The sequence below is a fragment of the Enterovirga rhinocerotis genome (genome assembly GCF_004363955.1).
Classification (GTDB): Bacteria; Pseudomonadota; Alphaproteobacteria; order Rhizobiales; family Beijerinckiaceae; genus Enterovirga; species Enterovirga rhinocerotis.
The window spans coordinates 88,520-102,953 of record NZ_SNZR01000011.1; the positions used below are offsets into that span (position 1 = coordinate 88,520).

12 protein-coding genes are annotated in these 14,434 nt (G+C 67.9%); 5 read left to right on the forward strand and 7 right to left on the reverse strand.

Annotation, left to right across the window (positions count from 1 at the left end; genetic code table 11):
- The first annotated feature begins 6 nt into the window (after positions 1 to 6).
- Both EV668_RS00970 and EV668_RS00975 read left to right on the forward strand, forming a co-directional pair.
- Positions 7 to 924, forward strand: a complete 918-nt coding sequence (locus tag EV668_RS00970; RefSeq protein WP_133767994.1) for a LysR substrate-binding domain-containing protein — start codon at positions 7 to 9, stop codon at positions 922 to 924.
- Positions 925 to 1,036: 112 nt separating this feature from the next.
- Entirely contained in the window at positions 1,037 to 2,419 is a 1,383-nt protein-coding gene (locus EV668_RS00975; RefSeq protein WP_133767995.1) for an aminotransferase, read from the forward strand.
- A gap of 149 nt (positions 2,420 to 2,568) precedes the next feature.
- On the opposite strand, the gene EV668_RS00980 is transcribed toward EV668_RS00975, so the two are convergent.
- From EV668_RS00980 to EV668_RS01010, 7 genes are all read right to left on the reverse strand, one after another.
- Positions 2,569 to 4,245, reverse strand: a complete 1,677-nt coding sequence (locus tag EV668_RS00980; RefSeq protein ID WP_133767996.1) for a hydantoinase B/oxoprolinase family protein — start codon at positions 4,243 to 4,245, stop codon at positions 2,569 to 2,571.
- Positions 4,242 to 6,347 carry a hydantoinase/oxoprolinase family protein gene (locus tag EV668_RS00985; protein WP_133767997.1) on the reverse strand — a complete coding sequence of 702 codons (2,106 nt, stop codon included), beginning with the start codon at positions 6,345 to 6,347 and terminating at the stop codon, positions 4,242 to 4,244. Before EV668_RS00985 ends, EV668_RS00980 begins: the two co-directional genes overlap by 4 nt.
- A gap of 89 nt (positions 6,348 to 6,436) precedes the next feature.
- Positions 6,437 to 7,549, reverse strand: coding sequence for an ABC transporter ATP-binding protein (locus EV668_RS00990; RefSeq protein WP_133767998.1), 1,113 nt, complete (start codon positions 7,547 to 7,549; stop codon positions 6,437 to 6,439).
- Positions 7,550 to 7,567: 18 nt separating this feature from the next.
- Positions 7,568 to 8,641, reverse strand: coding sequence for an extracellular solute-binding protein (locus EV668_RS00995; protein ID WP_133767999.1), 1,074 nt, complete (start codon positions 8,639 to 8,641; stop codon positions 7,568 to 7,570).
- Between the two features lie 16 nt (positions 8,642 to 8,657).
- Positions 8,658 to 9,467: an ABC transporter permease gene (locus tag EV668_RS01000; protein WP_133768000.1), complete on the reverse strand. Its 810-nt coding sequence runs from the start codon at positions 9,465 to 9,467 to the stop codon at positions 8,658 to 8,660.
- Complete coding sequence (locus tag EV668_RS01005) at positions 9,464 to 10,414, reverse strand: ABC transporter permease (protein ID WP_133768001.1); 951 nt, start codon at positions 10,412 to 10,414, stop codon at positions 9,464 to 9,466. The genes EV668_RS01000 and EV668_RS01005 overlap by 4 nt, the downstream gene beginning before the upstream one ends.
- Complete coding sequence (locus tag EV668_RS01010; protein WP_208111465.1) at positions 10,411 to 11,301, reverse strand: alpha/beta fold hydrolase; 891 nt, start codon at positions 11,299 to 11,301, stop codon at positions 10,411 to 10,413. The genes EV668_RS01005 and EV668_RS01010 overlap by 4 nt, the downstream gene beginning before the upstream one ends.
- Before the next feature lie 254 nt (positions 11,302 to 11,555).
- Here EV668_RS01010 and EV668_RS01015 point away from each other — a divergent pair, with 254 nt between their 5' ends.
- The 3 genes from EV668_RS01015 (at position 11,556) to EV668_RS01025 (ending at position 14,419) form a co-directional block, all read left to right on the forward strand.
- A complete protein-coding gene (locus EV668_RS01015) occupies positions 11,556 to 12,449 on the forward strand; it encodes a LysR substrate-binding domain-containing protein (protein WP_133768002.1) in 894 nt (297 codons plus the stop codon).
- Between the two features lie 315 nt (positions 12,450 to 12,764).
- Entirely contained in the window at positions 12,765 to 13,337 is a 573-nt protein-coding gene (locus EV668_RS01020; RefSeq protein ID WP_133768003.1) for a carboxymuconolactone decarboxylase family protein, read from the forward strand.
- Positions 13,334 to 14,419: an acyl-CoA dehydrogenase family protein gene (locus EV668_RS01025; RefSeq protein WP_133768004.1), complete on the forward strand. Its 1,086-nt coding sequence runs from the start codon at positions 13,334 to 13,336 to the stop codon at positions 14,417 to 14,419. Before EV668_RS01020 ends, EV668_RS01025 begins: the two co-directional genes overlap by 4 nt.
- Positions 14,420 to 14,434: the final 15 nt, after the last annotated feature.

Here is a 14,434-nt window from a genome sequence, read left to right on the forward strand (position 1 = left end):
CGGCCCATGAGACGCTGGATCCTGCACCTCGACCTCACGACGGCGCGGCTGTTCGTCACCACCATCGAGCAGGAAAGCATCGCCGAAGCGGCGAGGGAGCATGCGATCGCCCCCTCCGCCGTCAGCAAGCGAATCCAGCAGCTCGAGGGCGAGATCGGCATGCCGCTTCTGGTGCGGCATCGACGAGGCGTCGAGCCGACGGCGGCTGGGCTCGTCGTCCTGCGACGGGCGCGGGCGATGATCCACGAAGCCATGCAGCTCGAGGCCGATCTCGCCGGGATGCGCGAGGGGCTGACGGGTCGCGTTCGTCTCTGCGCGAACGAGACGGCCCTGATCGAGTTCGTTCCCGCGGTGGTCGCCGATTTCGTCGCGGCGCATCCGGGCGTCGAGGTCGAGCTCGACGAGCGTCCGAGCACCGCCGTCGTCCGCGCGATCTGGCAGAACGCGGCCGATCTCGGCATCTATGTCGGAGACGTTCCCCCGATCGACCTCTGGCGCCGGCCCGTGTTCCAGGACCGGCTCGTCCTCGTGACGATGCAGGACCATCCGCTGGCCGCGAAACACGAGGTGTCGATGGCGGATATTCTTCATCACGAGGTCATCGGCCAGACGACCGAGGGAGCCCTCTCGATGCTCCTGACCCGCGCGGCGGCCTCGTATCACCGCGTCCTGAAGATGCGCCTCTTCGCGGACGGCTACGACACCGTGTGCAGCCTGGTCGGGCGCGGCCTCGCGGTCGGGATCGTCGCCGAGAGCGCGGCCCGCATCTTCGCGCCCCGTTTCGGCCTGGCCGTGCTTGCGATCACCGATGGCTGGGCGGACCGCGAGCATCAGGTCTGCGCACGGTCGCTGAGAGGGCTCGCGCCTCCGCAACAGGCCCTTCTCGACCACATCCTGCGCCAGGGCGAACGCGGCGCGACCTGACGATCAGCCATCTCGTTCGGAGATGGCTCAAGATCGAATGAAAGCTATCCGCCCCGGCAGCCGGTACCTATCGTCCGGTACGGCCGCCTTCCGGCGAGGTCAGGATCGGATCATGAACCAGCACGTCGTCCCCACCTATCGCGAGCGTGACAAGGCCTCGGTCCTGCACCCGCAGACCAACCTGTTGAAGCATCTGGAGACGGGGCCGACGGTCATCACGCATGGCGACGGCGTCTACGTCACCGACGATGCGGGCAATCGCTATCTCGACAGCGGCGCGGGCCTGTGGTGCGCCGCGCTCGGCTACCAGAACGAGCGTGTCGCGCGCGTCGCCCACGACGCGATGACGCAACTCGCCTATTTCCCGATCTTCAGGCACCAGTCGCACGGTCCGGCGATCGATCTCTCCGAGAAGCTCCTGGAGATCGCCCCCGTCCCGATGTCGAAGGTCCTGCTGCAATGCTCGGGGTCCGAGGCGAACGACAGCGCCGTCAAGATCGTCTGGTACTACTGGCATGGTCTCGGCAAGCCCGAGCGCCGCAAGATCATCACGCGGACCGGAAGCTACCACGGCTCGACCTGCGTCACGATCTCGATGACGGGCAATCCGGCCTATCACAAGAGCTTCGGCCTGCCTTTCGACGGCTTCATCCATGTCGACAGCCTGAACTACTATCGGTCGGCGAAGCCCGGCGAGACCGAGGAGCAGTTCTCGCAGCGCCTCGCCGATTCCCTCGAGGCGACGATCCTGCGCGAGGGACCCGAGACGGTCGCCGCGTTCTGGGCCGACCCCGTCCAGGGCAATGCCGGCGCCCTGCCTCCGCCGAAGGGTTACTTCGAGAAGATCCAGGCCGTCCTGAAGAAATACGACATCCTGTTCGTTGCCGACGAGGTCATCTGCGGCTTCGGGCGCACGGGCGAGATGTGGGGCAGCCAGGTCTACGACCTCAAGCCCGATCTCCTCGTCTGCGCCAAGGGCCTGTCGGCGGCGCTGCTGCCGATCTCGGCTCTGCTGATCAACGAGAAGATCTTCAGGGTGATGACGGAGGAGAGCAACCGGATCGGCGCCTTCGTGCACGGCTTCACCTATGCCGGGCATCCCGTGGCCTGCGCGGTCGCGCTGGAAGTCCTGAAGATCTACGAGGAGATGGACATCGTCTCGCGCGTCAAGTCGCTCGAGCCCGCCTTCCTCGGGATGCTGGATTCGCTCAAGGATCATCCGCTCGTGGGGGATGCGACCGGCGTCGGCCTCATCGGCGGCCTCGAGATCGTCGCGGACAAGGCGACGCGCAAGAGCTTCGGGCCGGAAGTCAACATCTCCGGGCTGATCGAGAAGCATGCGCGGAAGGCCGGCATCATCCTCCGCATCACCCCAGGCCGGATCGCCTATTCGCCGCCTCTCATCATCACCGAGGACGAGATCGCCGAGATGGGCCGGCTGACGCGGATGGCGCTCGACGGCGCCTGGGCGGACGTCCAGGCCGCGTCGGCCTAACTGTCGTTGCGATGGCGGTCGTCCGAGGCTTTGGAGGGAAGATGAGGTTGCGACGCCTTCATCCTCCTTCCAGGAGCCTCGGATGGACGCCGACCCGAATGCGCGAACGAGGCCGCATCGTCGACGGCTTGCATCCGAGACGTGAACGTCTATCCGGCGAAGATGGACGAGGCCTGATCTGGGTAATGCTCGACAACCCAATCGCGCGTGACAAGCCCTTGCTGCAGATCTGATCTGATGCGGTTCGGGTCACGCGCTGCCGGATCGCCGAAACCACCGCCCCCGGAATCCTCGACCGAGATCACGCCACCGGGTGCGAGCGTGACGCGCGCCTTGGCGTCCAGCTCGATGCCGTCGACCCAGATCCGGCGATGTGCGCCCGGCCGTCCGCCGCGGAAGCCGCGGGCGGCCAGGCGCGTGCGCGAGGCCATGAAGGCACCGTCCACGGGGCGCCCGGTGTCGTTGCGCAGCGCGAAGACCTGGCCGTTGCCGCCCTGGAATTCGCCAGCGCCGCCCGAATTCGGCAGCACCTCCTTGCGGAGGAAGAAGCAGCCCGTATCCTCCTCCCAGACCTCGACCGAGCCCCCGATCATGTTGGAAGGGCCCGGAAGGGCAGAGCGCCCGTCCATGTCGCCGAAGGCGCCGTAGCCGCCGGGCGTGAAGTAAATGTAGGAATAGTCGCGCCCGAGCTGGGAGCGGCCGCGCAGATTGACCTGGAAGATCATCCCGGAATCGGCCTGGACCTCGCCCGGCAGGGCCTCGGCGAGCGCGCCGAAGACGAGGGGGGCCACGTAGTGGCCGAAGATGTGCCGGGCCCCGGTCGGGTTCGGCCTCAGCGCGTTCAGGATGCAGTTGTCGGGCGCCGACAGCGTGACGAAGTCGAGGACCGCCTGGTTGTTCGGGATGGCGGGCGCGACGAGGACCTTGAAACAGAAATAGCAATAGGCCCGCGTATAGCAGATCGGCACGTTGACGCCGCGACCGACCGTCGGCCCCGTGCCCTCGAAATCGTAGCGGAAGCCGTCCCTCGCCACCGTGATCTTCACCGCGAGCGTGATCTCCGGCAGGCCGTCGACGCCTTCGACGGGCAGGGTCGCCGCGAAGGTGCCCGTCGGGATGGTGAGGAGCCTCTCGGTGATCGCCGCCCGCGTCAGCGCGAAGATCTCGTCGGCGACCTCCGCGATGTCGTCGAGGTCGTATTCGACCAGGATGTCGAGGAGGCCCTGGGCGCCGACATTGCAGGAGGCGACATTGGAATAGATGTCGCCGAGCACCAGCTCCGCGAAGCGGACGTTGCGCTTGAAGAAGTCGATCACGAAGGCGTTGGGGACGCCCTGCTCGTAGAGCCTGATCGGGGGAAGCGAGAAGCCCTCCTCGTAGACGTCCCGCGCATCCGCGCCGTAGCCGGGTCCGCCGCCGACATCGGCGAGATGCGAGACCGTCAGGCAATATCCGACGATCCGGTCCTTGAAGAAGATCGGCTTCAGCATGTTGATGTCATAGACGTGGCCCGTGCCGATCCAGGGATCGTTGGTGATCACCACGTCGCCGTCCCGAAGGCTCTCGGGCGGGATCAGTTCGAGGATGCCCTGGACCGTGCTCGGACCGGTGCCGGTGAAGGAGGGCACGCCGACGGCGCCCTGGGCCAGGAACTTGCCGCGGCCGTCGAACAGCATGACGGAGAAGTCGCCGCTCTCCCGGACCATGGTCGAGAACGAGGTGCGCACGAGCGCCGAGACCATCTCGTCCGCGACCGACACGAGACGCGACCAGATGATGCCGACATCGACGGAATCGAAGCGGGCGTTGGATGTCTTCGACGTCATGGCTGCGCCTCCAGGTCGGCGATGAGATCGAACGAGGGGGCGACGACCGCCCGGCTGCCCGCCGGGATGTAGATGGTCGTGTCGTTCTCCTCGACGAGGGCGGGGCCCGGCACCGCGTCGCCGGGCCGGAGGGCGTAGCGGTCGAAGACCGGGACGGACAGATCGCCGCCGGGTCGGCCGAGGACGGCTCGCGCGCCCTTCTCGGCGGCGCCTTCCTGGCGGAGGTTCTCGTAGCCGAAGCCGTCGAGCTCGGACATCGCGCGATCCCGCGAGACCTCCACCGTCCAGTGGACGATCTCGATCGTGTAATCCGGGAAGATGAGGCCGAAGACCTTGCGGTACTCCGCCTCGAAGGCGGCCTGGATCGCCGCGGGATCGTAGGCGCGGCGGTCGGAGCCGAGCTTCACGGCGATCTCGTAGCCCTGGCCCTCGTAGCGCATGCCGAGCGTCAGCGACGTCGCGGCGCTGCCCTGGGCGAGCAGGGAGGCGAAGCGCTCCGCGGCGATCATGCTGTCGACCTGCGCGGCGATTCCGGCGCCGGTGGCCTGGTCGAGCCGGAGCAGTCGGGTCTTCTGAAGCGCGATCCCCTCCTGCCCCATGAACAGGCCGAAGGCCGACGACACTCCGGCCCCGAAGGGGAAGACGACGCGCCGGATGTTCAGGATGCGGGCGATGGAGACCGCATGGAGGGAGGAGGAGCCGCCGGTGGTCACGAGCGTGTAGCGCCGGTAGTCGATGCCGAGTTCGGCCGCGTGGACGCGGAAGGCGCGGGCGACGTTCTCGTTGATCGTGTTGTGGATGCCGAGCGCGGCCCGCTCGACGCTGATCCCGAGCGGCGAGGCGATCGTCGTCTCGATCGCCCGGCGCGCCAGCGCTGTGCTGACCTCGATGCCGCTGTTTCGGAAGTTCGGCTCCGACAGCAGGCCGAGCACCAGGTTCGCGTCGGTCAGCGTCGCCTGCGTGCCGCCGCGACCGTAGCAGGCGGGACCCGGATCGGCACCGGCGCTGCGTGGCCCGACGGCGATGACCCCGCGCTCGTCGATGGCCGCGATGCTGCCGCCGCCCGCGCCGATCTCGATGAGGTCGATCGCGGGGATGACGAGGGGCAAGCCGCTGCCGCTCTCGAAGGCGCCGACCCGGTCGACCTCGAGCGACGATTGGACATGCACGTCCCCGGCCGTGAGGAAGGCGCCCTTGGCCGTGGTCCCGCCCATGTCGTAGGCGAGAATGTTGGCGAAGTCGGCGCCCCGCGCCGCATCCGCGTTGCGCTCCGCGATCCCGCGCGCCGCCAGAACCCCGGCGGCCGGGCCGGATTCGATCAGGCGGACCGGGTAGCGGACGCAATGTTCGAAGGAGAGCGGCAGGCCCGATGAGGTCATCATCAGTCCGCGTCCGCGGAAGCCCCGCTCCGACAGGCCCTGTTCGAGCCGGCCCACGTAATCGGCCAGCATCGGCATCGTGTAGGCGTTGACCGCGCAGGTCATCCAGCGCTCGTATTCGCGCTGGGCCGGCGCGATCGCCGAGGAGATCGAGACATAGGCCTCCGGATAGAGCTCGACGATCCAGTCGCGGACCGCCCGCTCGTTGGCATCGTTGCGATAGGAATGCAGGAAGCAGATCGCGAAATTCGTGACGCCGGTGTCATCGACAAGCCGCCGGACCCCTTCCATCACGGCCTCGCGGCACGGCGCCCCGAGGATCTCGCCCTTCGCCGAGACGCGCTCGGCGACCGCGAGCTTCAGGGATTCCTTCGTCAGCGGTTCCGGAAAGCGGAGCTTCAGGTTGGTGAGGTCGTAGCGGTGCTCACGCCCGGTCTCGAGCGTCGTGCGGAAGCCTTCCGTGTGCAGAAGGACGAAGTCTCTCCCCTTCCGCTCGATCACCGCGTTGGTGATGATCGTGGTCGCGTGGAGGAAGAGGTCGCAGGCATCTGCCCGCAATCCGGCCCGTCGCGACAGGAGGTCGAGGCCCGAGAAGATCGCCTCCTCGGGCGCGTGCGGCGTCGTCAGCACCTTCTCCGTGAAGATCGTGCGGCGCTCGCGATCCTGGAGCACGAAGTCGGTGAAGGTCCCGCCGATATCGACGGAAATGGCGAAGGGGGACATGGGATCGTCGAGCCTCTCGCGCCCCGCATCTGGGCGGGCAACGGCAGGAAGGGATCGGGACGGCGACCGGCGGCGTGCCGTGCCGGCGGTCAGTTCATGGAGCGCGAAGGCGGAGCCTCCTCCTCGAGCAGGCCGGCGCTGGAGGGCGGCCAGCAGGCCTCGATCCTGTCGCCGGCGACGGGGCCGACGGTACGGTCCTTCGCGTTCTTGCGGAGCGCGACGAAGGTATCGCCGGAGGGCAGTGCGAGGTGGATGGTGGTGACCGGGCCGCGAAACGTCACCTTCTCGACGGTGGCCGGAACCCGGTTCCAGTCGCGGTCCTCCGCGGCCGGCGGCTCGCCCGCAGGTCGGAGCCTGACGTCCTCCGGCCGCACGAAGACGGTGGCCGCAGCCCCGGGGGCGGCCCTCGTTCCGGCAGCGCTCACGGCGTGGCCGGCGACGTTCAGGGTGATCGCCCCGTCCCGGTTCGCGGTGACGGTGCCGTGCAGGAAGTTCGCGGTCCCGAGGAATTCCGCGACGAAGCGGGAGCGCGGATTGCCGTAGACCTCGGCCGGCGCCCCGACCTGCTCGAGGCGCCCGGCGCGCATGATGACGATCCGGTCGGCGAGCGTCATGGCCTCGTCCTGGTCGTGCGTGACGATGATGCTGGTGATGCCGAGACGCTGTTGGATCTGGCGCAGCTCCATCTGCATCGCCTCGCGCAGGTTCTTGTCGAGGGCGCCCAGCGGTTCATCGAGGAGCAGGACGCTCGGCTCGATCACGAGCGCGCGCGCCAGTGCCACCCGCTGCTGTTGGCCGCCCGACAGGCCGGACGGCAGCCTGTCGGCGAAGGCCTCGAGCCGCGTCAGCCGCATCCCCTCCCTGACGCGACGCGCGATCTCGTCCCGCGGGAGCTTGCGGGCCTGGAGGCCGAAGGCGATGTTCTGGGCGACCGTCAGGTGAGGGAACAGCGCGTAGCTCTGGAACAGCATGCCGATGTTCCGCCGGTGCACCGGCAGGCCGGAGATCGACCGGCCTCCGATCTCGATCTCGCCTGCGGTCGGTGTGACGAGCCCCGCGATCATGCGGAGCGCCGTCGTCTTGCCGCAGCCGCTCGGGCCGAGGAAGGCGATCATCTCGCCCTTCCCGATCGAGCAGGTGAGGTCCTGGACGGCGAGGGTCGATCCGTAGGCCTTGGTCAGCCCTCGGATCTCGACGTCCATCGGCGCGGTTCGCATCGCTCAGGCCCCGAGGATGCGGTTCAGTTTCTCGACGATCTCCCCGCGCTTCGGATTGATGAAGCCCCAGTCGATCATGCAGAGGTCGAGTTCGTCGATGCGCTTCTCCGGATACGCGACCCTGGGCGCGATCTTCGGATCCAGGGTCACGTCGCGCACGGTCGGGGCGGCGTAGACCTCCTCGGCGAGCCCCTTCTGCACGACCGGATCGAGCATGCGACTGATGAAGGCCTCGCCGAGCTCACGGTCGGGGGCGTTCTTGACGAGCGTCATGCAGTTGATGCCGCCGAAGACGCCCTCCTTCGGGTAGCATTGCTCCACGGTCGCGCCTTTGACCGTATAGGGGGCGATGTATTTCGAGAATTCGACCACGCCCGCATCGGCCTCGCCTTGCGCGACCTGCAGGATGGCCGTGACGTTGTTGTCGTAGATGGTCATGATGTTGGGCTTGAGCTCCGCCATCGCGTCGAAGCCCTTGTCGATCAGGTACTGCGCCTCCTTGAGCGGCTTGCCGCTCGCAACCGCGGCGGCGGCGATCAGCACCATGATGCTGGTGCCCTGCTTGGGCGAGACCATGAGCAGGCGGCCGCGGAACTTCTTGTCCCACAGCTCCGCGTAGCTCTTCACCGGCTGGAAGCTCGCCGAATTGATGAAGGGCGAGCAGATCGAGACCGAGAAGGCGACACCGAAATTGTCGTTGACGATGTATCGGGGCAGCGCGTTCCTGAGGTTCGGGATGCGGGCCGGGTCGAGGGTCTCGATCAGGCTTTCCGCCTTGGCGATCGGGATGCCGGCATCGTCCATCATCATGACGCTGTAGGTGGGCCGCGCCTTCTGCTGGCGAAGCAGCGCCACGTTCGCCAGCGTGAAGCCCTCGGTCAGGAAGACCTTGCAGCCGAGATCGGCCTCGAATTTCGGGATGACCTGACGGCGGATGAACTCCGCCATCGGCCCGTTATAGGTCCCGACGCTGATCGAGCGGCCCTGGGCCGTGGCCCGGCCGGACCCGATGGCCGGCAGGGCGAGGCCGGCGCCGGCCGCCGTGATGAAGCTTCGCCGCGTTGTCCGTGTGGTCATGTTCTTCCCCTTCCGGTCACATGGTCATCGCGCGTCGCAGGCCGACGAGCTTCTCGAGGCACAGCACGGCGAGCGTGCCGATCAGGATCATCACCCCCGACATGGCGGCGATGGACGGATCGAAGAGGCGCGACATGCTCTGGAAGAGCATGATGGGGACCGGGACCGTCCGGGCGTCGATGAGCCACATCGAGATCGGGAAGTTGTCGAGCGAGACCATGAAGGCGAACAGCGCTCCGGCCGCGAGCCCTGGCGCGATCTGCGGAATGGTGACCCGGAAGAAGGTCTGGAGAGGGCCGTAGCCGAGCGTGCGCGCCGCCTCGTCGAGGGAGCGGTCCGACAGGATGAGGCTCGCGGCGACCGTGCGCACGACATAGGGGAGCGTCACGAGGGTGTGCGCCAGGATCATGTTGGGGAAGGCGTTCTGCATGCCCCAGCCGGCGAAGAACTTCACGAGCACGAGGCCCGTGATCAGCACCGGGAAGATCAGCGGCGAGAGCACGACCTCCTGCAGGACCCCCGATCCGGCGAAGGGATGGCGAACGACCGCGTAGGCGGCGGGAACGCCGAGGATCAGGGCCGCCAAGGTCGCGCATGCCGCGATCTCGATGCTCGTGACGAGGGAGGTCAGGAAGTATTCGTCGGTCAGGACCTTGGCGTACCAGCCGAGCGTGAAGCCCTTCGGCGGGAAGGTCACGAAGGGGCTGTCGGAGATCGAGAGCGCGATCGTGACCAGGATCGGCGCCAGGATGAACAGCATCGCGAGTGCCGTGACGACATAGGCGGCGACGGCCCAGGGGCCGGCCATGCGCTCGTCCGCGCTCATGACTGGGCCTCGATCGCGCCGGCGTTGAGCTGGCGGCGGATGAACCACAACGACAGCGCGTTCACGGCGAAGATCATGACCACCATGACGATCGCGATGGCGGCGCTGAACGGCCAGTCGAACACCGCCGTCGCCTGCTGCTCCAGCAACTGGCCGAGCATCTGGGACTTGTTGCCACCGAGGATCACCGGCAGGACGAAGGAACTCGCCGTCAGCGTGAAGACCAGCGTCAGCCCGACCGACAGGCCCGGCAGGCAGAGCGGCAGCGTGACCTTCCAGAAGATGCGCAGGCTCGAGGCGCCGAGCGTCCGGGCGGCCTCCTCGAGGCTCCGGGGAATGCGCGCGAGCGAGGAGGCCAGCGGCAGCACCATCATGGCCAGGAACACGTGGAGCGAGCCGACGACCACGGCCGCTTCCGTGTAGAGCATGCGCACGGACACGCGCCCGAAGCCGAGCCAGGAGCCCACGACGTTGACGACGCCGTTCGGGCCGTTCGCGAGGATCAGCTGCCAGCCATAGGCCCGCACCACGATGCTGACGACGAGCGGCATGACGATGATGATGTTGACGCAGCGTGCCGCGGTCGGATGGCCCCGGGCGATGACGGCGGCGATCGGAAACCCGATCACGGCCGCCAGGAGCGCGGTCGTCGCGGCGATGCGCAGGGTGGCGACGAGCACGTCCCGGTAGAGCGGCACCTCGACGAGCCGGACGAAGTGGCGCGCCGTGAACGGTCGCCCGATCGATCCTGCGACGTCCTGGGTCTGGATGCTGGCCGAGAGCATCTCGAGGGTCGGAACGATCAGGAGGACCGTGACGAACAGCACCGCCGGCGACAGCAGCAGGAGGCCGGTCTGGCCTTCGAAGCGCGTCCGCCAGGACGCGGCCGCCACTCGGCCCATGGCGGGGGGCGCGAGAGCGGCGGCAGGGGTGGAGGCGAGGCTCACGCCGCCCCGCCGGTGCCGTGCGCGGCGAAGAAGGCGAGCATCAGCGCGGCCAGTTCATCCGGCTTTTCTTCCGGGATGAAATGACCGCAATCGGCGATCACGCCGCCCTCGACGCGATCTCCAAGCGGACGCAGCGCCTCGTAGAGATTGGGAGCCGATCCCGTCTGCCCGCCGAGCGCCAGCATCGGCACGGTGACCCGCGGCAGATGGGCGTTGTGCGCCATGTTTTCGTAGACCGCGCGGTAATAGGCGAGCGCGCCCCGCAGGTTGCCGGTCTGCTTGAGGCAGCGCTCATATTCGGCGAGGTCGGCCTCGCTGTAGGTGGCGGCCGGATTGGCGGTCTTCCGGAACAGGAACCACTCGAGATAGGCGCGCTCCCGCCCCGTGATCAGGATCTCGGGGAGGTCGGGGACGGGATGGAAGAGGAAGTGCCAGCTCTTCCAGTTCTCGGGACCGACCGTGAGCGTCGCCGGAAGGGTGACGCCCGCGATGTTGCCGTCGAGGAGGACGCAGCCGGAGAGATCCTCGCCATAGGTCGCAGCGTACGGATAGGTTGCCCAGGAGCCGATGTCGTGCCCGACGAGGAAGAAACGGTCGAAGCCGAGCTGCTCCCGGATCAGCCGGCGCAGACGCTCCGCCGTGGTCTTCGTGTCGTAGCCATCGATCGGTTTGTCGCTGTCGCCCTGGCCCGGCAGGTCGATGGCGACGACGGTGTGGTGGGGCGCCAGCAGGGGCAGGACGCGTCGCCAAGCGTAGCTGCTCTGCGGGAAGCCGGCGAGCAGGACGACGGGTGTGCCGTTGCCGGCGCGCACGGTATGATAGCGGATGCCGTCGGAGGCGATCATCGACCGCTCGATGCCTTGGATCGAATTCCAACCGGTCGTCATCGGGCCGTGGCTCCTGTCTGCGCTGTCGCGTCGTCGTTTGCGGATTGCGACGGGCCGGCCACGATGTCTCGATCCGTCATGCAGACACCTTCAAACGGTCCGAGCGAATTCCCCCTGGTGTCTGCAGGCCGGTGGCATGCAAATCGCCTTGACGACTTGGCTTCGAGCGTACGGCAGGATCTCCGATGAGCGCCAATTCAAAAAAGCCAGGAGCCGTTGAGCCAAATTCAACATCGACCCTGCGCCGGCCTCGCTTGCCGCCGCTGAAGTCGCTCATCGCCTTCGAGGCCGCGGCGCGTCACGAGAGCTTCACCCGGGGCGGCGCCGAGATCGGCCTGACGACCTCCGCCGTGTCGCACCACGTCCAGCAGCTCGAGGACTTCCTGGGCATCCCGCTCTTCCAGCGTCACGCCGGCCGCGCCATGCTCACGGGGACCGGGCGGATCTATTCGCGCGAACTCGAGCGCGCCTTCGGCGCGATCGCCGAGGCGACCAGCCTCGTCGCCCCGCAATCGCAGGGCGGCTACCTGACCATCGCGGTGCCGAACAGCTTCTCGGTGAAATGGCTGCAGCCGCGGCTCGAAACCTTCCTGAAGGCCAATCCGTCCTTCCGCGTGCGGCTGGCGACCCTGCACACGCACGAGCTGGAAGCCAACCGCTACGACATCGCCATCGCCCACGCGCCGATCCCGCCGGGCCTGAAGCTCGTCGAACCGCTTCTCGTGGAGCGCCTGAGGCCGCTCTGCAGCCCGAAGCTCAAGGCCGAGCTGGGCCTCGCGCAGCTCGGCGATCTCGCGAGAGCGACGCTCATCCACTCCAACACGCCGGTCACGTGGACGGATTTCTTCCGCCGCTTCGAGGGCGAGGTCGTCGATCCCGCCCACGAACTCTGGCTTGACCGGTCGGCCATGGCCATCGAGGCTGCCAAGCAGGGCCTCGGCGTCGTGCTGGAGAGCGACGTGCTGGCGAGCGAGGAGCTTCGCAGCGGCGAGCTCGTGCCCGCCCTCTCCGACGCCTCGCAGGTCATCGATAACCTCTCGTATTATCTCATCCGGTCGTCGAGCCTGCGAAACGCGTCCGAAGCGTCGATCTTCGATGGATGGCTGCGGCGGGAGATATCGGCGCTCGAGACCTCGGTGCGCGTCTGAGGCGATCGACGAGCCTCTCCCGATCTCGCGAACGAGCGCCATTCCGGGGACGGTCCCGCGCGGATCCGGCGATCGGCGCGGGGCTGCGCCGAAGCCGGCCGAGACGGCCTTCGTGCGATGCGCGAGACATCTTTTCTGCTGCTCGTTGAACTAAGAGAAGAAATTTTCACATCTCGATCGGATCGGAATACGAAAGTACTACCGAGCTCGATGGTGTGTAAGCGCATATCGACATCTAGATCAGATCGATTTACTGCTCGACCAATCCGATCGATTGCCGTAAAAAGTGGCAATATCTGTTTGTGGATGGTTGATATGTCTCGTCTTGCACTTCGCTCGATCGACGATGCTCCTGATGCTGCGAAGCCACTTCTGACCAAGGCCGAGCAGGCCAACGGCTACCTACCGAACCTGCTTCGCGTCCTCGCCAACGCGCCGGCGGCTCTGGAGACTTACCTCACGGTCTCCGGCATCAATGCGCGTGCGTCGCTCGATCTCGCCGCGCGCGAGGCCGTGCAGATCACCGCGGCGGCGATTCATGGCTGCGGCTTCTGCGTCGCCGGCCACACGGCCATCGCCTACAAGAAGCTCGGTCTCACCCCGGACGTCGTCGACGCCTTGCGCGGGAGCCGGACCGTTCCGGATGCGCGGCTCGATGCCGTCGCCCGCTTCACCGAGGCGGTCATCGCGCGGCGCGGGCGCGTCTCGGAGAGCGAGCTGTCCGCCTTCAAGGCCGCGGGCTTCGACGATGCGGCGGCGCTCGAGGTCGTTCTCGGCGTGAGCCTCGCGACGCTGTGCAACTTCGCCAACAACCTCGGCGAGCCGGACCTGAACGCCCAGCTCGAGCCCTACCGTTGGAACGGTCCCGTGGCCGCGGCGGCGGAATGAGCCCCTCTCTCGCCCCCGCGACCACCGGGATCGACGCGCTGACGGCGTGGCTCGACGAGACCGCGGAGGGTCTCGACGACGGCTCCGTGCCGGCATCGACGGTCCTGCCGGCCCTCGGTGCCGCCGGCGTGCTGGCGATCGGCGCCGGGCCGTTCGGAGGGGAGGGCGACATCGCCGATGCCGTCGAGGCGGTGGCAGGTGTCTCCGCCCATTCGCTCGCGGCGGGTTTCGTCTTCTGGTCGCAGCGGACCTACCTCGAATATCTCCTGCAGAGCCCGAACGCCGCCCTGCGCGACCGGCTCGCGCCCGATCTCGTCTCCGGCCGCCTCGCCGGAGCGACGGGGCTCTCGAACGCGATGAAGTTCCTGTCGGGTCTGGAGGAGCTGCAGATCCGAGCGCGCGCCGATCGCGGCGCGATCGTCTTCGACGGGCGCATGCCGTGGGTCACGAACCTGCGTCCCGAGGGCTTCCATGTCGCGGGCGTCGCGGAGGGAGAGGATGGGCGCATCCTCTGCGTCTCCTTCGCCGGGGATGACGAGGGGCTCGTGCGCTCGCCCGATCTCGGCCTGATGGGATTGCGCTCCACGAACACGGCCGCTCTCTCGGTCGCGAGCGTCCGCCTCGATGCGGAGCGGGTCATCCACCCCGATGCCGCCGGCTGGCTGCCGCAGGTGCGGCCGGCCTTCCTCGGCCTGCAATGCGGCATGTCGATCGGCCTCGCGCGGCGCTCCCTGCGCGAAGCGCGCGAGGCCATCGGCGCCGGCCGCTCCGTGCTCGCGCCCGCCATCGCAGAGCTCGAAACGCGGCTCGCGGCGGATGCGGAGGCCCTTCGCAGCGGTCTGCGCTCGGGCCTCTTCCGCGGCCAGGCGGCGGCCCTGTTCCGCATCCGGATCGGGCTCGCCGCGATTGCGGCGGAGGCGGTCGCGCTCGAGCTGCAGGCCTCGGGCGGACGCGCGTATCTGACGGCTTTCGGCTCCGGCTTCGCGCGTCGCTATCGCGAGGCGGCCTTCATCCCGGTCATCACGCCGAGCCTCGTCCAGTTGAAGGGGGCCCTGACGCCGCACGACCAGGGTGCCGCCTGATGACGGCTCCGCTGC

What these genes read in the sequence shown, in the direction of transcription:
- EV668_RS00980 (WP_133767996.1), bottom strand. Translation starts at nt 4,245, where the DNA reads ATGACGTCGAAGACATCCAACGCCCGCTTCGATTCCGTCGATGTCGGC.
- EV668_RS00995 (WP_133767999.1), bottom strand. Translation starts at nt 8,641, where the DNA reads ATGACCACACGGACAACGCGGCGAAGCTTCATCACGGCGGCCGGCGCC.
- EV668_RS00990 (WP_133767998.1), bottom strand. Translation starts at nt 7,549, where the DNA reads ATGGACGTCGAGATCCGAGGGCTGACCAAGGCCTACGGATCGACCCTC.
- EV668_RS01010 (WP_208111465.1), bottom strand. Translation starts at nt 11,301, where the DNA reads ATGACGACCGGTTGGAATTCGATCCAAGGCATCGAGCGGTCGATGATC.
- EV668_RS00985 (WP_133767997.1), bottom strand. Translation starts at nt 6,347, where the DNA reads ATGTCCCCCTTCGCCATTTCCGTCGATATCGGCGGGACCTTCACCGAC.
- EV668_RS01025 (WP_133768004.1), top strand. Translation starts at nt 13,334, where the DNA reads ATGAGCCCCTCTCTCGCCCCCGCGACCACCGGGATCGACGCGCTGACG.
- EV668_RS00975 (WP_133767995.1), top strand. Translation starts at nt 1,037, where the DNA reads ATGAACCAGCACGTCGTCCCCACCTATCGCGAGCGTGACAAGGCCTCG.
- EV668_RS01000 (WP_133768000.1), bottom strand. Translation starts at nt 9,467, where the DNA reads ATGAGCGCGGACGAGCGCATGGCCGGCCCCTGGGCCGTCGCCGCCTAT.
- EV668_RS01020 (WP_133768003.1), top strand. Translation starts at nt 12,765, where the DNA reads ATGTCTCGTCTTGCACTTCGCTCGATCGACGATGCTCCTGATGCTGCG.
- EV668_RS00970 (WP_133767994.1), top strand. Translation starts at nt 7, where the DNA reads ATGAGACGCTGGATCCTGCACCTCGACCTCACGACGGCGCGGCTGTTC.